Raw genomic sequence first — 19,089 nt, 5'->3', positions numbered from 1 at the left:
ACTGCACGCTACTTTTATCCCCGCATGAACTACCTCTACATCTTCCTGGCGCTTTTGGCCGCCTACCTCCTTGGTTCTATCCCTACGGCGCTGTGGGTGGGCCGCCGCTTTTTGGGCTGGCCGACATCCGCGAGCACGGCTCCGGCAACGCCGGCGCCACCAATACCTTCCGCGTGCTCGGGCCCAAGGCCGGCTCGGCGGTACTGCTCATTGATGCGCTGAAAGGCTTTGTGGCCGCGTACTTTTTGCCGGCGTGGCTGGTAGCTCAAGGCGCCATTCAGCCCGAGCACGAGTTGTACTTCAAGCTGATTTGTGGCGTGCTCGCCATTGTGGGGCACATCTATCCGGTTTTCGCGCAGTTCCGGGGTGGCAAGGGCGTGGCCACGGTGCTGGGCATGATGCTGGGCGTGGCTCCGGCCACGGTGGGCGTGTGCATGCTGGTGTTTATCGTGATGCTGCTCCTGTTCCGCTACGTGTCGCTGGCTTCGATGACGGCGGGCCTGACCTTTGCGCTGCTACAGCTGCTGCCCCAGTTTCGGCCAGCCCAACCGTTTATGGTGTGGGTGGGATTTGTGCTGGCGGCCCTGCTCATCTACACGCACCGGGCCAACATCGGCCGCCTCCGCGCTGGTACGGAAAGCCGCGTGCCGCTGTTTGGGCGGAAGTAAGAGCGCAGGGCGGGTAGTTGCATTTCTGCTGAAACCCGCTTAAGTTTCTGCACTTACACACTCCCAACCCGGCCCATGCTTCGTCTCCTGTTTCTGCTGCTCCTCGCGCTGCCCGCTGCCGCGCAGAAATACAACACCGCCCTGGGCACGGCCCCGGCTGGCTTTCGGTGGCAGGCGCTGCCCGATGTTAAGGCCGCCATGCCCTTGCCCGAAGGCTGGTACTACAAGGCGGAAGGGCAGAAAGGAGCCACCACTTTCTACCTCACGCAGGACGAAATAGGGGAGAGCGGCGAATTTCAGACCGGGGCCTCGCTGAATGTGGTGCGCAAAGTGAAAGCCAAGACCGGCCGCCAGGCTCCGGCCTACGCCGAGCTGCTGATGATGCGCACCGGTTTCGGCCAGGGCCAGCAACAGCTGGAAAAGACGTCGACGGCCGATGGCCCCTTCTATAAGCTCGCCGTGCGCTACCGGGATGCGCCCTCCGAAGCCGAGCCCCGCGTGGTGTACCAAATGGCGCTGGCCAACGCCAAGACCGATACGCTCTACCTGCTCACCTTCGAAAGCCCCGAGAAAAATTGGGCCGAAGCCTGGAAGCTGGGCGAGCAGATGATAAAAGAGTTGGTGCTGGATGCGCGGCTCTAGAGGAGCTGCTGAGGAGCACAGGACTCCGGGTATAGCCGAGCCAAAACCCCCGAAACGTGTAGGAGCCGTATCGGCTGCGCCCGCTACTTTTACTCCACAGTTCCCAACCCACCACCATTCAACTCCTGCCTCGCATGGCCAATTACCTCGCCGATAACCAAACCCGCTTCCTCAACGAGCTGATTGACTGGCTCCGCATTCCTTCGGTTTCGGCCGACCCCAAGTTTCACGGCGATGTGCTGCGCGCGGCCGATTACCTGAAAACGCGCCTGGAAGAAGCCGGCGTGCAAAACGTGGAAATCTGCCCCACGGCCGGCAACCCCATCGTATACGGCGACTATATCACCGATGCGAGCAAGCCCACCGTGCTGGTGTACGGCCACTACGACGTGCAGCCCGCCGACCCCTACGAGCTGTGGACGTCACCGCCGTTTGACCCCGTTATCAAAGACGGGAAAATCTACGCCCGCGGTGCCTGCGACGACAAAGGCCAGGTGTACATGCACGTGAAAGCCTTCGAGATGATGATGCGCGACGGCCAGGGCGGCGTGCCCTGCAACATCAAGTTCATGTTTGAGGGCGAAGAAGAAATTGGGTCCAACAACCTCGAAATCTTCGTGAAAGCCAATAAGGCGAAGCTGAAAGCCGACGTCATCCTGATTTCCGACACCGGCATTCTGGCCAACGACGTGCCCAGCATTGAGGTGGGCCTGCGCGGCCTGAGCTACCACGAAGTAACCGTGACCGGCCCCAACCGCGACCTGCACTCCGGCCTCTACGGGGGAGCCGTGCAAAACCCCATCAACGCCCTGTGCGAGATGATTGCCAGCCTGCACGACGAAAACGGCCACATCACCATCCCCGGCTTCTACGACAACGTGGATGAGCTGAGCGCCGAGGAGCGCGCCGAAATGGCAAAAGCGCCGTTCTCGGAAGAGGAGTTCAAGCAGAGCATCGGCCTGCCCGCCAGCTACGGCGAGAAAGGCTACAGCAGCATGGAGCGGACCAGCATCCGGCCCACGCTCGACGTGAACGGCATCTGGGGCGGCTACACCGGCGAAGGCGCCAAAACCGTCATCGCCTCGCAGGCCCACGCCAAAATCTCTATGCGCCTGGTGCCCCACCAGACCTCGGCCGAAATCACGGCACTGTTCCAGAAGCACTTCACGAGCATCGCGCCTGCCGGCGTCACGGTGGAAGTACGCCCCCACCACGGCGGCGAGCCCGTGGTGACGCCCACCAACTCGGTGGCCTACAAAGCTGCGGCCGACGCCATGGAGACCACCTTCGGCAAGCGCCCGGTGCCCACGCGCGGCGGCGGCTCCATTCCCATCGTGGCCATGTTCAAGTCGGAGCTTGGGCTGGATACGGTGCTGCTGGGCTTCGGCCTCGACTCCGACGCCATTCACTCGCCCAACGAGCATTTCGGCGTCTTCAACTTCCTGAAAGGCATCGAAACCATCCCGCATTTCTACCGCAACTATGCCGCGGCGCAGGTCTAGCCGGTAGGCACAGCTCAATAAAAAAGCCTGGCTTCCATTGCGGAGGCCGGGCTTTTTGATGGGCTGCTGCCAGGGCTAGCGGCCGTTGAAGGAATACGTGAGGTACAGCTGAAAGGCGCTGTTGCGGGCCCGGATCTGGTACGTGGTGCTGCCCACCGTGGTCTCTTTGCTTACGTTGGTAACGCCGCCGTTGTAGCGCAGGCCCACGCCCAGGCCGGTTTTGCGCTGGTAGCCCAGGCCGGCCAGGTAGCCCACGTCTACGGTATTATAAGCGGCTTTAACATCGGTGGAAGCACTGCCCAGCTTGGATTGAGCAGCGGCCAGGAACCCCACTTGCGGGCCCGCTTCAAAGAACAGCCCGTCTACATTGAGGTGCAAGGCCAGCGGCACGTCCACGTAGTGCAGGCGGTAGGTGAGTTTGTCGGTGCTGCCGTCGAGGGCTGCCTGGGCACCTTTCTGCGAATAGAGCAGGCTCGGGCTGGAAGGCAATGTGGTTGGTGAGGCTGAGGTTGGCCAGAACGCCGGCGTGGAAGCCGAAAAGATTTTTCATCGACGTCGCATCTGCTCCGGAGAAAGTCGATAGCGTGCCGCCGGCTTTCAGGCCCAGGGAAAGGTTGCCGCTTTGCGCGTGCGCGGCGCCGTGCAGGCCGGCAAGTAGTAGAAGAGAAAGGAGGGCTTTTTTCATATTTCGGCGGGTTAAATGCGGCTGTAAAGCTACAGCGGCGGTTTTTTCGGCCTGACAAAAATCGTTTTAACCCAACGAAAAAGCCCGGCTCTGGGGAGAAGCCGGGCTTACTTACAAGCGCGAAGCGCAAGCCAAATTACTTACCGCCAAACATGTAGCCCAACTGGACTTGGAATACCGAATTGCGGTTTTTCTCGGTCGTCGACGGGTCGCTCAGGTCGCTGATGCCGCCGTTGTAGCGCAGGCCCAGGCTGGGGCCGCTGGCCGCCTGGTAGCCCACGCCCAGCACGTAGCCCAGGTCCACCTTGCGGGTGCCATCGGTGCTGGTGCTGGAGTTGGTTACGCCGCCAATGTCGTAGGTCGTCTTTTGCGACACCAGGAAGCCTACCTGCGGGCCCGCCTCGAAGAAGGGGCCGTCGGCGTTGAGCTTCAGCAGCAGGGGCACGTCGAGGTAGTTGAGCCGGCTTTCAACCTTGTCGCCGCCTTCCTCGAGCTTGGCGCCTTTCATCGAGTACAGCAGCTCGGGCTGAAACGAAAGCAGGTCCGAAAAGCCGAAGTTGGCCGCGACGCCGGCGTTGGCGCCCACAAGGCTCTTGAAATTGTCGGTGTTGTCGCCCGACACGTTGGACAGGTTCACGCCGGCTTTGATGCCGAACGTGACGTTCTGGGCTTGGGCCGCGGTAGCCGCGCCAACCAACACCGCCAGGGATAGAACAATCTTTTTCATTTGGGTGAAGAAAAAAGGTGAAGAGAATGGGGTTCGCTGCAAATCTATAACTAAATCTTTCGCAGCATCCCCGAGGCTTTTTCATTCGTTACGTCGGCCATTTCAGCCCAATGGGCTACTACTCATCCGGCCTGAAAGTGCAAGGCCGCGCCTGGCCCACAAAAAACGCTGGCCGCCCGGAGGCAGCCAGCGTTTCAATCCTGAGCTAAATTCTTATTGCCCGAAGGGCAGCAAGTAGCCCAACTGCAGCGTAAAGGCGTTGTTGAAGGCCTTGGGCTCGTTGTTGGTGTTTTTGGAGTCAATCAGCGAGTTAAAGCCGCGGGCGTAGCGCAGGCCCAGGCTCAGGCCACCGTCGGTCATGTAGCCAACGCCGGCCACGCCCGAGATGTCGAATTGAGCCAAGTCCGACTTATCGGCATCGCCGCGCGACACGCCGGTGTAGTCCAGGAAGCTGCTGTCGTCCTGCACCTTGTCCTTGTCGCCGTTGCTGAACTTGGTCGTGGTCTGCTGCTTGTTCTTCGAGCCGAAGAGGTAGCTCACCTGCGGGCCGAGCTCAAAGAACAGGCCGTCGGCGTTGATGCGGGCCAGCAGGGGCACATCGATGTAGTGCAGCACGCGCTGCTGCTCGCTCTCGACGCTGGACACGCCCGCGGGCAGGCCGCTCTTCTGCGTCGACTTTATCTCGTAGCCTTTGCGGTTGTACAGCAGTTCGGGCGCAAACGAGAAGAAGCCGTCGCTGCTTATCGGAAAGCTCGTGCCGATGCCGGCGTTGTAGCCCAATTTGTAGGAACCCAGGTCGGTGTTGAAATTAGGCCCGGTGATTTGGGATACCTGGTCGCCCGAAATGCTGGAATACGTGGCGCCTATTTTTACGCCGAGGCGAATTCCGCCGCTGTCCTGAGCATGGGCAGCCGAAAGGCCGAGCAGGGACAATCCTAGTAATGCGAGTTTTTTCATGGCCGATAGTGATTAGTAAGGTTTAGTGAAGAGAATAGATGTATGAGTAAATCTGCCGTTTCTTCCGGCGAATTCGGCCCTCTTACCCCATAAGCTGGGGCAGGGTTGCGGTTGAGCTGCAACTCCTCATTCCGCTGGCTGGCAGCCATGCGCAGCGTCCGCCGTCCGTAGCGCGGGTAAAGGGGCAAGAGTCAGGGGGTTCGCAATTACTGGTTCTCACGTCTGGCTTCTTTTAAAATGCCCCCATTTTTGTCATAAGCCATTTGCTGTTCTGGTCGTCTTCAGCCCTGAAGGCCGGTCGTTTCAGTGGTGCTTTGCGGGCATGAAGCCGTCACGCGTCTACAGGCCCGGCGGTGTGGTCCTGCCTGTGCAGAAGGCTTGGTTGCCGGCGCGCCGGGCCCAAACCATGGGAGGGAGTCAGTAGGGAGCTATCTCGGGATGGACAAGACGAGGAAAACGGGTGGGACCATAAATTCAAAACCATAAATTCGTTGCTGCGACTCAGCCCGTAGGCCGTTGGCTCATAGAGGTTTTTGAATCTTCATATTACTTAAAAATACAAAATAATTTACGACATAACAAGCTGTTAATGCAACTGTTGAGCTGTAAATTTGACGCTACTCTCTAGCTTTGATTATGGGGCCTTTCGTACTGCTGCGGCTGCTCAGGGGCCGCTTCTGGGTGGCCTTGCTCTGGCTGATGGCGGTGCCGGCGGCGGCGCAGGTTGGTTCGGCCGCGTTGCCGGCCGCAACACGCTCGCCGCTGATGCTGGGGGCCTACGCGCAGGGCAGCATCTTGGTGGCGCACACCTACGCCATCCGGCAATTGGTGGCCTCGCACCCCACGGGCTTCGAAATCAACCTGCAGCGGCAAACCACCGGCGCCGCGCCCTGGCACGGCTGGTACCAGTACCCCAAAGTGGGCTTGGCCCTGACTTACTGCGATTTTCACAACCCCGGCTGGGCCACCTGGTCGCGGCCAGTCCCTACCTCAATAAGTCGTTTTCGCGCGGTCCCAACCACGATTTCAGCTTCCGCTTGGGCGCGGGCCTGGCGTACCTCACCAACCCGTACAACCGCGACACCAACCGCAAAAACAACATCGCCAGCTCGTTTCTGAACGCTACCCTGCAGCTGCGGTTTGAGTACGACTATGCCCTCACGCCGCACCTGGGCCTGCTCGCCGGCCTGGGCCTCAACCACTATTCCAACGGCGCCACCACCAAGCCCAACTTTGGCGTAAACCTGCCCTCGGTGGTGCTGGGGCTCAACTACCACGAGCAGCGCGCCGCACCCCGCACCAACGCCAACGCGCCCGACCCGGCCGAGGTCGGCGGCTACTTCTTCAACCTGAGCAGCAGCCTGGGCTACAAGCAGCGCAACGGAAGCGACCCGAAAAATACCTCGTGCACTCGGCCACCGCCGCCGTGGGCCGGCGCGTCAACCGCAAATCCAACCTGCTGGCGGGCGTGGAAGGCTTCTACGACCGGTCGCTGAAAGCCACTCTGGAAGACACCACCCGCGCCGGCCTCAGGCAGCCCGACGTAGCCAAGGCGGGCGTTTTTGTGGGCCACGAGCCTGCTGTTCGGCCAGCTGGCGTTTGTGTCGCACTTGGGCCTGTACGTGTACGCGCCCTACAAATCGAGCACGTTCTACTACGAGCGCCTGGGCCTGAAATACCACTTCAACGACGTGGTATTCGGCGCCGTGGACCTGAAGATTCACCGCGGTGCCGCCGATGTCATTGAATTTAAGCTGGGCGCTAAGCTGTAGCTATGGCTCCGGCAGCGGCATCCGGGCAGCATTGTTGAGCTAGCCCTGAGCCTTGACCAGTGCTTTGTTTATCTGGTTCACCAGCGCCGGCCCCTCGTAAATGAACCCGGTGTAGAACTGCTCCAGCGCTCGGCGTCGAGGTTGAAGAAGAGCAGGTTTGACTAGCGCCTTGTACATGGAGATTTAGCCAGCCCAGCCTTCGCGGTCGAGGCTGCGGTACTGGATGGCTTCGGCCAGGTGCTGAATCTGGATTTCCTCGGTTCCGGCCAGGTCGGCAATGGTACGGGCCACTTTCAGAATGCGGTCGTAGGCACGAGCCGAGAGGCCCAGGCGCTCCATGGCCGTTTTCAGGAGCGTGCGGCCCTCCTCGCTGATTTGGCAAATGTCCTTCACCATTTGCGGCGGCATCATGGCGTTGGAGTGAATGTCGGCAAATTCTTTAAAGCGGGTTTCCTGCACCTGGCGGGCCTGGTCTACGCGGGGCTGAATGTCGGCGCTGGTCTCGGCCTTGCGCGTCGCCGTCATCTGGTCGAAAGTCACGGGCGTGACCTCCACGTGCAGGTCGATGCGGTCGAGCAGCGGGCCGGATACCTTGTTCAGGTACTTCTGCACCACGCCTGGGCCGCAAACGCATTCCTTCTCGGGGTGGTTGTAATACCCACACGGACAGGGATTCATGCTGGCGATGAGCATGAAGTTGGCCGGGAATTCAATGCTCACTTTGGCCCGCGAAATCGTGACGCGGCGCTCTTCCAGCGGCTGGCGCATCACCTCGAGCACCGTGCGCTTAAACTCCGGCAGCTCGTCCAGAAACAGCACGCCGTTGTGCGAAAGCGAGATTTCGCCTGGCTGCGGGTTGCCGCCTCCGCCCACCAGCGCTACGTCCGAAATGGTGTGGTGCGGCGCGCGGAAGGGCCGCGAGCTCAGCAGTCCGCCGCCGGCCAGCTTGCCCGCTACCGAGTGAATTTTGGTGGTTTCCAGCGCCTCCTGCATGCTCAGGGGCGGCAAGATGCTGGGCAGACGCTTGGCTAGCATGGTCTTGCCCGCGCCGGGTGGCCCAATCATAATCACATTATGGCCGCCGGCCGCGGCTATTTCCAGCGCCCGCTTGATGTTCTCCTGGCCCTGCACGTCGGCAAAATCGGCAGTGTACTTGTTCACCGAGTGCTGAAACAGGTCGCGGGTGTCCACCTTCAGCGGGGTGATTTCCTGCCGGCCCTCGAAGAAGTCGATGGCCTCCTGCATGCTGCCCACCGGAATCACGTCGAGGTTGTTGACGATGGCCGCTTCCTCGGCGTTTTCCTTGGGCAGGATGATGCCCTTGAAGCCTTCTTTGCGTGCCTGAATGGCAATGGGTAGCACGCCGCGAATGGGCCGCAGGTTGCCATCGAGCGACATCTCGCCCATGATGACGTATTCCGACAGCCGCTCGGTATTGAGCTGTTGCGAGGCGTGCAGAATGCCCAGCGCAATGGGTAAATCATAAGCAGCGCCTTCCTTGCGAATGTCGGCCGGCGCCATGTTCACCACCACTTTGGTACGCGGCATGCGGTAGCCGCGCAGCTTCAAGGCCGCCTCAATGCGCTGCTGGCTTTCCTTGATGGCATTATCCGGCAGCCCTACCACGTAAAACAACGTCCCGGCCGTCACCACTACCTCAATGGTGATGGTATAGGCATTGACGCCCTGCACAGCCGAGCCGAATGTTTTGGTGAGCATGTGTTTGGTAGAGTTAGGGTTGCCAGGAGAAGCGGAAAGACTACCGCAAAGCTAGAACGCTTTTTCTCTATGTCTTCACGCCTAATCTACTATGAAAAAAGAACGTCATGCTGAGCCTGTCGAAGCATCTTTACCTCAATACTAAATTGAATTAGTTGCGCGGTAAAGATGCTTCGACAGGCTCAGCATGACGTTCGTGGAGTATGACGTTTGTCGCTTAGCCAATCACCAGCTTTTCAATCAGCAGTATCAGAATGTGAATCACCTTGATGTGAATCTCCTGGATTCTATCCGCAAAGCCGAAGTGCGGCACGCGAATCTCGACATCGCTGAGGCCCGCCAACTGCCCGCCGTCTTTGCCGGTGAGCGACACTACCAGCATCCCGGCTGCTTTGGCCGCTTCGGCCGCGCGCAATACGTTGGGCGAGTTGCCGCTGGTGCTGATGGCCAGGAGCACATCGCCAGGCCGGCCCAGGGCCTCCACAAAGCGGCTGAAGACGAACTCGAAGCCGTAGTCGTTGGCCACGCAGGTCATGTGCGAGGCGTCGGTGAGGGCGATGGCGGCCAGGGCGCGGCGGTCCTGGCGGTAGCGGCCGCTGAGCTCTTCGGCGAAGTGCTGGGCGTCGCAGAGGCTGCCGCCGTTGCCGCAAGTCAGAATTTTGCCGCCGTTGCGCAGGCTCTGGGAAAACAGCTCTGCAGCCTCGGCAATGCGAGTCAAATTGGCCGGGTTGGTCAGAAAGCGGTCGAGCACCGTGTGGGCTTCGGTCAGCTCAGCGCGGATAAGGTCGGGGAGCAGGGTAGCGTCTTGCACTTGAGAAATAACTCGGGATAGAATACTCGGTATCAGACCGGTCGTTGTGTTTGTGCGCGTTTGTTCGCACTGTCGCCCCACTACTTAACTGTCATGCTGAGCGGAGCGAAGCATCTTATCACCGCAGAACGAATCGTTGAGCCGTGAGAAGATGCTTCGCTAGCTCAGCATGACAGACATAAAAAAGGCAGATGCGATTGAAAGAAAACTACAGCAGCGGCCGCTCAGCGGGAGGCGTGTTGGGCAGGCTGGGGTCGTTTTGTGGAAACGTGGGCCGGGGCAGGTGGTCAGGCGTCAGCGTTTCAGTTGAGCTAACGGTGCCGGCTGGGCGGGTTTCCGTCACCGGAACGCCAGCGACGCGGCCATCAACGGTGCGGCTGGTCTGGGTTATAGGTGCCGGGGCAGTGGTCCGCTGCTGCAGGTCGTAAAGCTTGGCTTTTAGCTCGTTAACTTTCATTTCCTGCTGGCTCACCGAACGGCGCAGCATTACACTGTCCATGTTTTCGGTAATCAAATGAATGGCCAGGATAATAGCGCCAATTACAAACATGGTGTAGTAGAACTGCCGCTCCTGCTCCAGGGCCGAAAGGCCGGTGCCCATGCCCATCACGGAGGTGCGCACCGCGGGAGCGAGGATGAACAACAGCGCCAGCAACAGGTAAACCATTACGGCGACGGTGACAATGCGTTTGAGGGCAAGCATGGCGAAAAAGGTTGGTTAGGGGCGAAAGATAGGGTTTCTTATACCAGAGCCGCGTTGGTCTGCATGGAGCTCAGGCGCTGGTATACGCCGCCTTTGCGCCGCACCAGGTCGTCGTGGGTGCCGCGCTCCACAATGCGGCCGTGCTGCAGCACCACGATTTCATCGGCGTGCTGCACGGTGCTCAGGCGGTGGGCAATCACGAGCGAGGTGCGGTTCTGCATCAGGCGCTGCAATGCCTCTTGTACGAGTTTTTCGCTTTCGGTGTCGAGGGCCGAGGTGGCCTCGTCCAGAATCAGGATGGGCGGGTTGCGCAGAATGGCGCGCGCAATGCTCAGCCGCTGCCGCTGCCCCCGAAAGGCGCGAGCCCCGGTCACCAATTACCGTCTGGTAGCCTTCGGGGCTGGCCAGGATGAAGTCGTGGGCATTGGCAATTTTGGCAGCTTGAATAACCTCGGCCTCGGTGGCCTGGGTGTTGAAGCGGATGTTATTGAAAATGGTGTCGTTGAACAGAATGCTCTCCTGCGTGACGATGCCCATCTGGTCGCGCACCGAATGCAGCGTGCAGCCGCGCAGGTCGTGGCCGTCAATCATAATCCGGCCCGCGCTGGGGTCGTAGAAGCGCGGCAGCAGGTCGGCCAGCGTGCTTTTGCCGCCGCCACTGGAGCCCACCAGCGCCACGGTGCTGCCCTTGCGGATTTTTAAGTTCACATCGTACAGCACCTGCGAGTCGCCGTAGCTGAACTGCAGGTCTTGGAACTCAATTTCGTGCTTGAATGGGGGCAGTACCTCCGCATTGGGCCGGTCCCGAATGGCCGGCACCGTGTCGATAATTGAGAGCACCCGCTCGCCGGCCACCAGGCCCCGCTGAATATTGCCAAACGACGAAGACAAGGACTTGGCCGGGGTCAGGACCTGCGAAAACAGGATGATGTAGCCAATGAACTTGGCTGCCGTCAGGTCCGACTGCCCGCCCAGTACCAACGCCCCGCCGAAGTACAGTAAGCCCGCCACCACCGTTACGCCCGCAAACTCGGAGAAGGGCGAGGCCAAATCCCGGGTGTTGTCGATGTTGCGGGAGGTGCGCGCGTACTGGTCGTTCTGGTCCATGAACTTGCCCAGAATGTACTGCTGGGCATTAAACGCCTTGATGACGCGCACGCCGCCCAGCGTTTCGTCAATCACCGACAGCATCGTGCCCAAGGTTTTCTGGCTTTGCTTGGCCTGCTGGCGCAGCCGCTTGGATACCAGGGCGATGATGCCGCCCGAAATCGGCAGCAGAATCAGCGAAAACAAGGTCAGCTTGGCCGACATGGTGAACAGCACCACGAAGTAGAACACAATGGTGAGCGGGTCGCGGATGACGCCGGTCAGCGTATTCACTACCGAGGTTTCCACTTCCTGCACGTCGCTGGTAAAGCGCGACATCAAATCGCCCTTGCGCTCACCGCTGAAGAAGCTGAGCGGCAGCTGCAGGATGCGCTGGTACAAATTGAGCCGCAGCCCGCGAATCACGCGGGCCCGCACCCGGGCAATGAGCCGCAAGCTCAGGTAGCGGAACAGGTTGCTGAAAAACACCGATGCTACCACTATCGCGCACACAAACGTGAGCGCCCCAATGCGGCCGTGCTCGGCGATAATCTGGCCGAAGAAGAATTTGAACGAGCCCGTGACGTACTCTATGCTGAGCGCAAACTTGGGCAGCACCGCCGGGGCTTCAGCCACAGTGGCCTTGGTCGTGTCAAAAAGCACGTCCAGTAGCGGAATGATGAGCGTGAAATTGCCGATGCTGAAGAAAATCGTCAGCAGCGTGTAAAGCAGGTACAGCGGCAGAAAGCTGGCAAAAGGCCGAGCGTACTGCAGAATTCTAAGGTAGGTCTTCATCGAGAGGCGCTTACAGCAAGGTTAAGAACGCCGAAACTCAGCTATTACTTCAATCAGGCCTTCAATGTGTTGATTGAAGGTGGACAATTCTTCGGCGGGTACCCATAGCTCGTCGTGCTTTTGGTCGCCAACGTTTTGAACCGGGAACTGCCTTAGATACTCAGTGTTCACGTCAAATCGAACCACGTAGCCTATCCCATAATAAGGGACGTTCCAGTCGCGGCTGATTTGAGTGGCATACTCCTCGTTCAGTACCGGATAAAATATCGGCTGCTCGGGCAGACGCGGCGGAAAGGCTTTCCAGCCCAGGCTCGGCAATCAGGTCAAGCTCGTGCTGATTAACGGGGCGGTAAAGGAGCGTGGTACCGGACATGACTTAAAACTCGTGGAGGCGCTGCGCAATGTTCCAGCGCAGGGCCAGGGAGGCATACACCTCGTTGCCATCCAGAGCCGGGGTGCGCACGTAGGTTTGGTGGCGGGCAATGAGCTTGGCGTCCACAAACAGGTTCAGGCGCGGCTGGTAGGTGGCCGTGAAGTCGGCGTGCAGCAGGCGGCTTTTGTTGCCCTGGGCCACGCGGTTGTCGTACTCTTTCGCGCGGGTGTTGTACGACTTGAGCACGTTGCCGCCGTAGTTCTGGAGGTTAACATCCGCATCGTTCACATCGAGGCCCTGGTGCGAGTAGAAGGCCTTGCCCACCAGCATGAGGCGGGGCAGCGGCTGGTAGCTGAGCACGCCCAGAATCTCGGCAATGTTGGCACCCATGGGGTGGGCCAGGGGCTGCTGGTAGTGCTGGTAGTTGGTGTAGCTGTCCGCGTGCTGGTAGGTGTAGGGGCGGATGTAGTTGAACTCCACCTGCAGGTCGAGGTTGCGCAGGCCTGCTACGTCGATGTACTTGGCACCCAGCTGAACAGCCTGTTTGTTGGCCCACCAGCCGTTGCCGGCGCGTACCTCGCTTATTTTGAACTCATCTAGCACGAACTGCCCGTAAAGTTGGGCTGTGTGCAGGATGTTCCATTTGAAGTCCAGGCCCAGGATGGCGTTGTCGGCCGAGCCCGCGTTCTGTTCCACGGCCCGGTAGAAGATGATGGGGTTCAGGTACTGCAGGCTCGAAGCCGCGGCCCACTCGCCCGGGCACAATTTTGCCGCCGGCTGTCACGCTGTCGGGCTCGGCGTTGCGTCCGCCCAGTACCGTGCTTTCAAACACGCCAATGTTGAGCGTGGGCGTCACGTCGAAGCTGAGGTGGTGCATGGCCAGGTACTTCTTAGGGTACACCTGGTCCTGGTTTTTGCGCTCGGCCGTGAGCTCGGCAAACAGGTTCTGGTAGTTGAACTTCCAGACGCGGGTATTCACCTTCAAAAAGAAATACGGCGCGCTGTAGTCCGAGAGAATGAGCGAGCGGTAGCCGTTGCCGATGAAGTTGCGGTCGTGGGCCAGCTGCAGGTTGATGTGCTTCGTGGCGGCGTAGGTGATACCGCCGCGGGCCGTGAAGAAATCGTATTGGTCGGGCTTGTCCTTGAAATTCTTCTTGAATCCTTCGTGGGGCACAATGTCGTCGCGCAGAATCCGGGTCTGCACGTACTGCGGCACGGCCTGCTGGTTGTCGGCCAGAAACGTGTAGAAGCCGAGCTTTTGGTCGATGGTGCCTTCCAATTGCACGCCCCGGGTGTTCACGTAGCGCAGGCCGTCGCTCTCGGTGTCCTTGCCGGCCTGCAGCAGCAGCACAGGGTTTACGCGCAGCGTAAAGTCCTCGTTCTGGACGTGGTAGAGGTCGGTTTGATTGCGGTAGAAATTCGTGAGAAAAGGCTTCTGGCTTTCATTGATTTCCGCGCCTCGGGAGCTGTTAGCCCAATTGTCTTTCAACAAGTACTGGGCATTGAAGCGGTCGGCGCGCGACAGCGTGCCGCCGGAACGCGACGCACTGTCCGGCGAAAGTATCCGAGCACCTAAACGGGCGGCTGCGGCGCGGGTGTAGGGCCGCACGCTGGTGTGCGGGTCACTTAGGGAGTCAGCTCCGAATTTGATGGCGTACCGGTCGAGCAGCCGGTAGGTGTCCGGGTCCAGCGGCACGTAGTTGGCGCCCTGCGTGGTCTTGGCGGGTACTGCTGCAGGCTTGTCGGCCACGGGCTGGTCAAACACTATCCAAGGCGAATTGGCGTCCTTGGCGGGTTGGGTGGGCGTAGCGGGAGCGGGGCGCGTGGTGGTGTCTACCGGGGTTGGGGGCGTGGCCGGCACTGTTTGGGCAGCCAACGGGGCCGCCACCAGACCCATAGCGGAAGACAGGAGCAGAGCTTTATGCATAAAAACAGATAGTTCTCATAAAAAACGAAACCGCGGGGCCGGGAAAAACCAAGGGCAGCAATTTCTTAACAAACCTACGCAGCAAGCCGTTGGCACGGGTAAGCTGAACCTCTCCCGCGCCTGGTCCAAGCGGCGTTGGGCTGGCGGCCAGGCGGTAGGCCTCGAAGACTAATCCGCCGCAGCCTTCTTGCCTGCCCCCGGTTTTTGTGCCAACTTCGGGGCTCCGGCCAGGTTATTACGCTTGGCTCCACTTCCTTTTCCCTTGCAGCATGGCCAAAACTCCCCTTCCTACCGCTTCGTCCAACGCTGCCGTTCCCAGTGCTTCTTCCGACATGAGCGAGGCCCTGGCCCACGTGCACGTGGTGTGCGCTGAGCCCAGCATCGCCAACCATTTCCTAGCCGAGCTGCGCGACAAAGAGGTGCAAAAGGACAGCCTCCGCTTCCGCCGCAACCTGCAGCGCCTGGGCGAAATCATTGCCTACCGCATCAGCACGCACCTCAGCTACACCGATAAGCTCATCCAAACGCCGCTGGCTGAAACCACGGGCAAGCTGCTGCACGACTTCCCCATTCTGGCCACGGTGCTGCGCGCCGGCCTGCCTTTTCACCAGGGCTTCCTCAACTATTTCGACCAGTCGCCCAGCGCTTTCGTGGCCGCCTACCGCATCGAGGGTACGGCCCAGGTGCAGGTGCAGGTCGATTACCTCTCGGCCCCCAGCCTCGATGAGCGGGTGTTGATTTTGGCCGACCCCATGCTGGCCACCGGCAAAAGCCTGGTGCAAACCTACCGGGCCATGCTGCGCTTCGGTATGCCGCGGCAGGTGCACATCGCCGCCGTCATTGCCTCGCCCGAGGGCCTAGCATACGTGGCCCGCGAAATTCCCGAAGCCAACCTGTGGGTGGCCGCCATCGACGAGCGGCTGAACGACCAAGCCTACATCGTGCCCGGCCTGGGCGATGCCGGCGACTTGTCCTACGGCAGCAAGCTGTAGTGTCGGCTCCGTTCGAACAGTAAATCAGTGCGTTAAATCCAGCCTTCTCGGCTTGGCTCAACATCGTATTTCAGCTCAACATGCCGGCTGGGTCCTTGCCGCGCGCTCCGGTTTGAGCAGCACGCTGAGTTACAATAAACGGAGTGTGCGCAGCGTTTAAGGAACCCCCGCTGTTTAAAGTTGGTATCTTTGCAAACGCGCCTACCCCGCGTTGTTGCCTAGTTCTCACGCCTGCTTTTCCCTTTTGTTTTGCTCCATCCCGCCGTTAAATGCGCGTCCGTGTTTCTGCTGAGCACGGTCAAGTTTTTAGGCGGCCCCTTGGCCGGGACTTCCATGGGACTGCACTTTTGGCCCACCATGGGGCTCACCGTGGCAGGCATGATGACGAGTGTGTTCATCTTTTCGGGCATTGGCCGCGTCTGGATGCAGCACCGCCAGAAGCAGCGACGCCTGCGCCGCGAACCCATCTTCACGAAACGCTCGCGCAACATTATCAAGGTGTTCCGCAAGTTCGGCATGGGCGGCATCGCCTTCCTGACGCCGCTTCTGTTCACGCCTATCGGCGGCACCGTCATCGCCACGCTGCTCGGCGTGCCCCGGCCGCGCATCCTGCTTCATATGCTATGGAGTGCAATATTCTGGGGCGGCGTCTTCACGTTTGCCAGCGTACACTTCGGGCATTTGTTCGGTCACTAAAGACTCCATCAGCTACTTTTTCAGACCTATCAAAAAGCCCCGGTGGGGCGACACCTGCATAAGCAAGTGCCGCCCCACCGGGGCTTTCGATTTATAAAATTGAGCTGAAAGGGGAGAAGGGCCTAACTGGCAACCAAGCTCTACCGCCGCTTCCGCGCCTTGATGGCTTTCACGCCTGGCGCCGAGCCGCCTTTCTTGCCCACGTTGGCCTTAGAGCCTTTGGTGCTCTTTTTCTGGCCTTCCTTAAATGGTTTGCCCGTACGCTTGTCAATGGTCACGCCGGGTTTAATCCACTCTTTTTCTCGTGGAAAGCACCCTGAAACGTGGGGTCCAGCTTCTTGCGGCGCTCGTCGAGCTCGCGGCCCATTTTCTGCTGCTCCTCAAACGGGGTCTCCTCGATGGTGACTTCTTCGGGCCTGCAGTACCTCAATCTTCTGGTTGATAAGCGTCTCAATCTCGCCAATGTGCACCATTTCGGCCTCGTTGGCAAAGGTGATGGCGGCGCCGATGTGCTGGGCCCGGCCGGTGCGTCCGATGCGGTGCACGTAGTCGTCGTGCACAATCGGCACGTCGAAGTTGATAACGTGCGTCACCTGCGGCACGTCGATGCCCCGGGCGGCCACGTCGGTAGCCACCATGTAGCGCACCTCCCCGGCCCGGAAGGCGTCCATGCTGTTCATGCGAGCGTTCTGGCCCTTGTTGCCATGAATCACGCGCACCTCACCGGCGGGAGCCTTGCGCTCCAGAAAGTGGGCTACCTGGTCGGCGTGTTCCTTGGTGCGGGTGAAGAGCAGCACGCGCGTCATGGTTTCGGCGTCGCGGTGCAGCAGGAAGTTGAGCAGATTGATTTTGGTGAGCAGGTTGGGTGCCTGGTACAGCGTCTGGGTTACCGTAGAAGCGGTTTTAGCGGGCGGGCTCACTTCCACGCGCACTGGGAATTCCAGGAACTCCTCGCTCAGCAAAGTCACGCGCTCCGGCATGGTGGCCGAGAACAGCACGTTCTGCCGCTTGCGCGGAATAATCTCCAGAATGCGCCGAATCTGGGGCATGAAGCCCATGTCCATCATCTTGTCGGCCTCGTCCATCACGAAAGTTTTCAGCTCGCGCAGCACCAGGTCGCCCTTCAGGTAGATTTCCATCAGGCGGCCCGGCGTGGCGATGAGCACATCGACGCCTTGGGCAATGGTTTCAATCTGGGTTTTGGGACCCAGTCCGCCGTAGATGGCGAAAATGCGCAGGTCGGTATTCACGGCCAGCGCCTTCAAATGGGTTTCAATCTGGATGGCCAGGCTCGCGCGTGGGAGCCAGCACCAGGGCCCGGGGGTTGGTGCCCTGGGCATATTTGGCCTTCATCAGCAGGGGCAGGCCAAAGGCGGCGGTTTTGCCGGTGCCGGTTTGGGCAATGCCCAGCACGTCGTGTCCGGCCAGCAGCAACGGAATGGTCTGTTGCTGCACTGGCGTAGGCTCCGTAAAGCCCGCTTCGGCTACTGCTGAAAGAAGTTGTTTGTTGAGTTTAAAATCGTTGAACGATGGGGTGGTAGTGGGTTCCATTCTGCAAAGGTCGGGTTTTTGAGGCGCACGGTTCGAAAACGCTTAAAAAGAACGTCATGCTGAGCGAAGTCGAAGCATCTCGCTCGCATCGTTGAGTCAATGGATTACTGCTGCACGCGAGATGCTTCGACTTCGCTCAGCATGACGGCTTCTATGCCGTTGAAGCATCAAATACACCTCCCTCAGAACTTTTTTGCCCAATCCCGCTTCCTTTTCTATCTTTGCACCACCAAAACCAACACGGTAGATATAGCTCAGCTGGTTAGAGCGTCGGATTGTGATTCCGAAGGTCGTGGGTTCGAGCCCCATTATTTACCCACTAATTAAGTCCCCGGAGATTTCCGGGGACTTTTTTTAATTGCCGAACGTTGTAGTGTGGATTGCGGTGCCGTGATTGGCTTGAGCCAACCAGCAGGCGCCATAATCTTACCTGATTGAATCGATAAAAACCTAATAACCAATTTCATGAGTCTACTCGTCATCGGCAGCGTTGCATTCGACGCCATCGAAACGCCTTTCGGCAAAACCGACAAAATCATTGGCGGGGCCGCCACGTTTATTGGCCTTTCGGCTTCTTATTCGCTAAAGCCCGTGAAATTGGTGGCCGTAGTGGGCGAGGACTTTCCGCAGTCCGACATCATGCTGCTCGAAGAGCACGGCGTCGACGTGGAAGGCCTGCAGGTGAAGCAGGGCGAGAAGTCGTTTTTCTGGTCGGGCAAGTACTCGCGCGACCTCAACTCGCGCGAAACCCTCGTGACCGAGCTCAACGTGCTGGCCGACTTCGACCCCATCATTCCCGATAGCTACCAGGACTGTAAGTACCTGATGCTCGGCAACCTGGCCCCGCAGGTGCAGCGCCTGGTTATCCAGCGCCTCGTCAATCGGCCCAAGCTGATTGTGATGGACACCATGAACTTCTGGATGGACATTGCCCTGGAAGACCTCATCGCCACCATCGAAATGGTAGACGTGCTCAGCATCAACGACGAAGAAGCCCGCCAGCTCAGCGGCGAGTATTCGCTGGTGAAGGCCGCCAAGAAAATAATGGGAATGGGCCCGAAGTTTCTCATCATCAAGAAAGGGGAGCACGGCGCGCTGCTCTTCCACAAGAACAAGGTGTTCTACGCTCCGGCATTGCCCTTGGAGGAAGTGTTTGACCCCACCGGCGCCGGCGACACGTTTGCGGGCGGCTTCATCGGCCACCTGGCGGCTACCGACGACATCAGCTTCGAAAACATGAAGCGCGCCGTGATTCACGGCTCGGCCATGGCTTCATTCTGCGTCGAGAAGTTCGGCACCGAGCGCCTGCTCAACCTCACCGCTGAGGAAGTAGAAGCCCGCGAGGCTCTGTTTGCGGAGCTGGTACGGGTGGTGCCGGCTGCCGCGCTGGCCAACGTGCCCGCGGTTTAAGCTGGCGGCAAGCTCAAAAGCACAACTCTTTCGAGACGGTGTGGGTAAAAGGAATATCATTCCACCTTTTGCC

Annotated in this window: 21 protein-coding genes, 1 tRNA gene and 2 pseudogenes; 10 read left to right on the top strand and 14 right to left on the bottom strand. The window is 59.6% G+C overall.

What is annotated here, in order from left to right:
- The first annotated feature begins 92 nt into the window (after nucleotides 1-92).
- From plsY to ACFQT0_RS00580, 3 genes are all read left to right on the top strand, one after another.
- Nucleotides 93-668, top strand: a complete 576-nt coding sequence (plsY, locus tag ACFQT0_RS00590) for a glycerol-3-phosphate 1-O-acyltransferase PlsY (RefSeq protein WP_380199500.1) — start codon at nucleotides 93-95, stop codon at nucleotides 666-668.
- 75 nt (nucleotides 669-743) lie between these two features.
- Nucleotides 744-1,310 (top strand): hypothetical protein, encoded by a 567-nt coding sequence (locus tag ACFQT0_RS00585; RefSeq protein ID WP_380199499.1) that lies wholly within the window; start codon nucleotides 744-746, stop codon nucleotides 1,308-1,310.
- Nucleotides 1,311-1,444: 134 nt separating this feature from the next.
- Nucleotides 1,445-2,812 (top strand): dipeptidase, encoded by a 1,368-nt coding sequence (locus tag ACFQT0_RS00580; protein ID WP_380199498.1) that lies wholly within the window; start codon nucleotides 1,445-1,447, stop codon nucleotides 2,810-2,812.
- A 75-nt stretch (nucleotides 2,813-2,887) separates the two neighbouring features.
- On the opposite strand, the gene ACFQT0_RS00575 is transcribed toward ACFQT0_RS00580, so the two are convergent.
- From ACFQT0_RS00575 to ACFQT0_RS00565, 3 genes are all read right to left on the bottom strand, one after another.
- Complete coding sequence (locus ACFQT0_RS00575) at nucleotides 2,888-3,301, bottom strand: porin family protein (protein ID WP_380199497.1); 414 nt, start codon at nucleotides 3,299-3,301, stop codon at nucleotides 2,888-2,890.
- A 332-nt stretch (nucleotides 3,302-3,633) separates the two neighbouring features.
- A complete protein-coding gene (locus ACFQT0_RS00570) occupies nucleotides 3,634-4,224 on the bottom strand; it encodes a porin family protein (RefSeq protein WP_380199495.1) in 591 nt (196 codons plus the stop codon).
- A gap of 213 nt (nucleotides 4,225-4,437) precedes the next feature.
- Nucleotides 4,438-5,181 (bottom strand): porin family protein, encoded by a 744-nt coding sequence (locus ACFQT0_RS00565; RefSeq protein ID WP_380199493.1) that lies wholly within the window; start codon nucleotides 5,179-5,181, stop codon nucleotides 4,438-4,440.
- Between the two features lie 681 nt (nucleotides 5,182-5,862).
- Here ACFQT0_RS00565 and ACFQT0_RS00560 point away from each other — a divergent pair.
- The 3 genes from ACFQT0_RS00560 (at nucleotide 5,863) to ACFQT0_RS00550 (ending at nucleotide 6,953) form a co-directional block, all read left to right on the top strand.
- Complete coding sequence (locus ACFQT0_RS00560; RefSeq protein ID WP_380199491.1) at nucleotides 5,863-6,300, top strand: hypothetical protein; 438 nt, start codon at nucleotides 5,863-5,865, stop codon at nucleotides 6,298-6,300.
- Nucleotides 6,219-6,677, top strand: a complete 459-nt coding sequence (locus ACFQT0_RS00555; protein ID WP_380199489.1) for an acyloxyacyl hydrolase — start codon at nucleotides 6,219-6,221, stop codon at nucleotides 6,675-6,677. The genes ACFQT0_RS00560 and ACFQT0_RS00555 overlap by 82 nt, the downstream gene beginning before the upstream one ends.
- A 66-nt stretch (nucleotides 6,678-6,743) precedes the next feature.
- Nucleotides 6,744-6,953, top strand: a complete 210-nt coding sequence (locus ACFQT0_RS00550) for a hypothetical protein (protein WP_380199487.1) — start codon at nucleotides 6,744-6,746, stop codon at nucleotides 6,951-6,953.
- Between the two features lie 39 nt (nucleotides 6,954-6,992).
- Here ACFQT0_RS00550 and ACFQT0_RS00545 read toward each other — a convergent pair whose 3' ends face one another.
- From ACFQT0_RS00545 to ACFQT0_RS00505, 9 genes and pseudogenes are all read right to left on the bottom strand, one after another.
- Nucleotides 6,993-7,130 (bottom strand): hypothetical protein, encoded by a 138-nt coding sequence (locus ACFQT0_RS00545; protein ID WP_380199485.1) that lies wholly within the window; start codon nucleotides 7,128-7,130, stop codon nucleotides 6,993-6,995.
- Between the two features lie 6 nt (nucleotides 7,131-7,136).
- The gene (locus ACFQT0_RS00540; RefSeq protein ID WP_380199483.1) at nucleotides 7,137-8,672 is read right to left on the bottom strand and encodes a YifB family Mg chelatase-like AAA ATPase; all 1,536 of its coding nucleotides are present in this window, start codon (nucleotides 8,670-8,672) and stop codon (nucleotides 7,137-7,139) included.
- A 217-nt stretch (nucleotides 8,673-8,889) separates the two neighbouring features.
- A complete protein-coding gene (gene lpcA / locus ACFQT0_RS00535; RefSeq protein ID WP_380199481.1) occupies nucleotides 8,890-9,483 on the bottom strand; it encodes a D-sedoheptulose 7-phosphate isomerase in 594 nt (197 codons plus the stop codon).
- Between the two features lie 208 nt (nucleotides 9,484-9,691).
- The gene (locus tag ACFQT0_RS00530; RefSeq protein ID WP_380199479.1) at nucleotides 9,692-10,186 is read right to left on the bottom strand and encodes a hypothetical protein; all 495 of its coding nucleotides are present in this window, start codon (nucleotides 10,184-10,186) and stop codon (nucleotides 9,692-9,694) included.
- A gap of 38 nt (nucleotides 10,187-10,224) precedes the next feature.
- Nucleotides 10,225-10,386 (bottom strand): hypothetical protein, encoded by a 162-nt coding sequence (locus tag ACFQT0_RS00525; protein WP_380206143.1) that lies wholly within the window; start codon nucleotides 10,384-10,386, stop codon nucleotides 10,225-10,227.
- A gap of 132 nt (nucleotides 10,387-10,518) precedes the next feature.
- A pseudogene (locus ACFQT0_RS00520) lies at nucleotides 10,519-12,067 on the bottom strand (ABC transporter ATP-binding protein); the annotation flags it as partial.
- Between the two features lie 21 nt (nucleotides 12,068-12,088).
- Nucleotides 12,089-12,385 (bottom strand): hypothetical protein, encoded by a 297-nt coding sequence (locus ACFQT0_RS00515; protein WP_380199477.1) that lies wholly within the window; start codon nucleotides 12,383-12,385, stop codon nucleotides 12,089-12,091.
- A gap of 58 nt (nucleotides 12,386-12,443) precedes the next feature.
- Nucleotides 12,444-13,136: a hypothetical protein gene (locus ACFQT0_RS00510; protein WP_380199475.1), complete on the bottom strand. Its 693-nt coding sequence runs from the start codon at nucleotides 13,134-13,136 to the stop codon at nucleotides 12,444-12,446.
- Entirely contained in the window at nucleotides 13,033-14,337 is a 1,305-nt protein-coding gene (locus ACFQT0_RS00505) for a hypothetical protein (RefSeq protein WP_380199473.1), read from the bottom strand. Before ACFQT0_RS00505 ends, ACFQT0_RS00510 begins: the two co-directional genes overlap by 104 nt.
- A gap of 299 nt (nucleotides 14,338-14,636) precedes the next feature.
- On the opposite strand from ACFQT0_RS00505, the gene upp reads away from it, so the two are divergent.
- Nucleotides 14,637-15,359, top strand: a complete 723-nt coding sequence (gene upp, locus ACFQT0_RS00500; protein WP_380199471.1) for a uracil phosphoribosyltransferase — start codon at nucleotides 14,637-14,639, stop codon at nucleotides 15,357-15,359.
- Between the two features lie 333 nt (nucleotides 15,360-15,692).
- Entirely contained in the window at nucleotides 15,693-16,055 is a 363-nt protein-coding gene (locus ACFQT0_RS00495; RefSeq protein WP_380199469.1) for a hypothetical protein, read from the top strand.
- A gap of 140 nt (nucleotides 16,056-16,195) precedes the next feature.
- Here the strand turns inward: ACFQT0_RS00495 and ACFQT0_RS00490 are convergent, their stop codons facing one another.
- Nucleotides 16,196-16,333 (bottom strand): hypothetical protein, encoded by a 138-nt coding sequence (locus tag ACFQT0_RS00490; RefSeq protein WP_380199467.1) that lies wholly within the window; start codon nucleotides 16,331-16,333, stop codon nucleotides 16,196-16,198.
- Nucleotides 16,330-17,606: pseudogene (locus tag ACFQT0_RS00485) on the bottom strand (DEAD/DEAH box helicase). The gene ACFQT0_RS00490 and the pseudogene ACFQT0_RS00485 overlap by 4 nt, the downstream one beginning before the upstream one ends.
- A gap of 243 nt (nucleotides 17,607-17,849) precedes the next feature.
- Here ACFQT0_RS00485 and ACFQT0_RS00480 point away from each other — a divergent pair.
- Nucleotides 17,850-17,923, top strand: a tRNA-His gene (locus ACFQT0_RS00480).
- Between the two features lie 148 nt (nucleotides 17,924-18,071).
- On the top strand, nucleotides 18,072-19,016 hold the full coding sequence (locus ACFQT0_RS00475; RefSeq protein ID WP_380199465.1) for a PfkB family carbohydrate kinase: 945 nt from the start codon (nucleotides 18,072-18,074) through the stop codon (nucleotides 19,014-19,016).
- The last annotated feature ends 73 nt before the right edge of the window (nucleotides 19,017-19,089 follow it).

It is taken from the genome of Hymenobacter humi (assembly GCF_042665855.1).
Classification (GTDB): Bacteria; Bacteroidota; Bacteroidia; order Cytophagales; family Hymenobacteraceae; genus Hymenobacter; species Hymenobacter humi.
The sequence above is the reverse complement of the archived record's forward strand: the minus strand, read 5'-3'. Positions and strand labels throughout refer to the sequence as shown.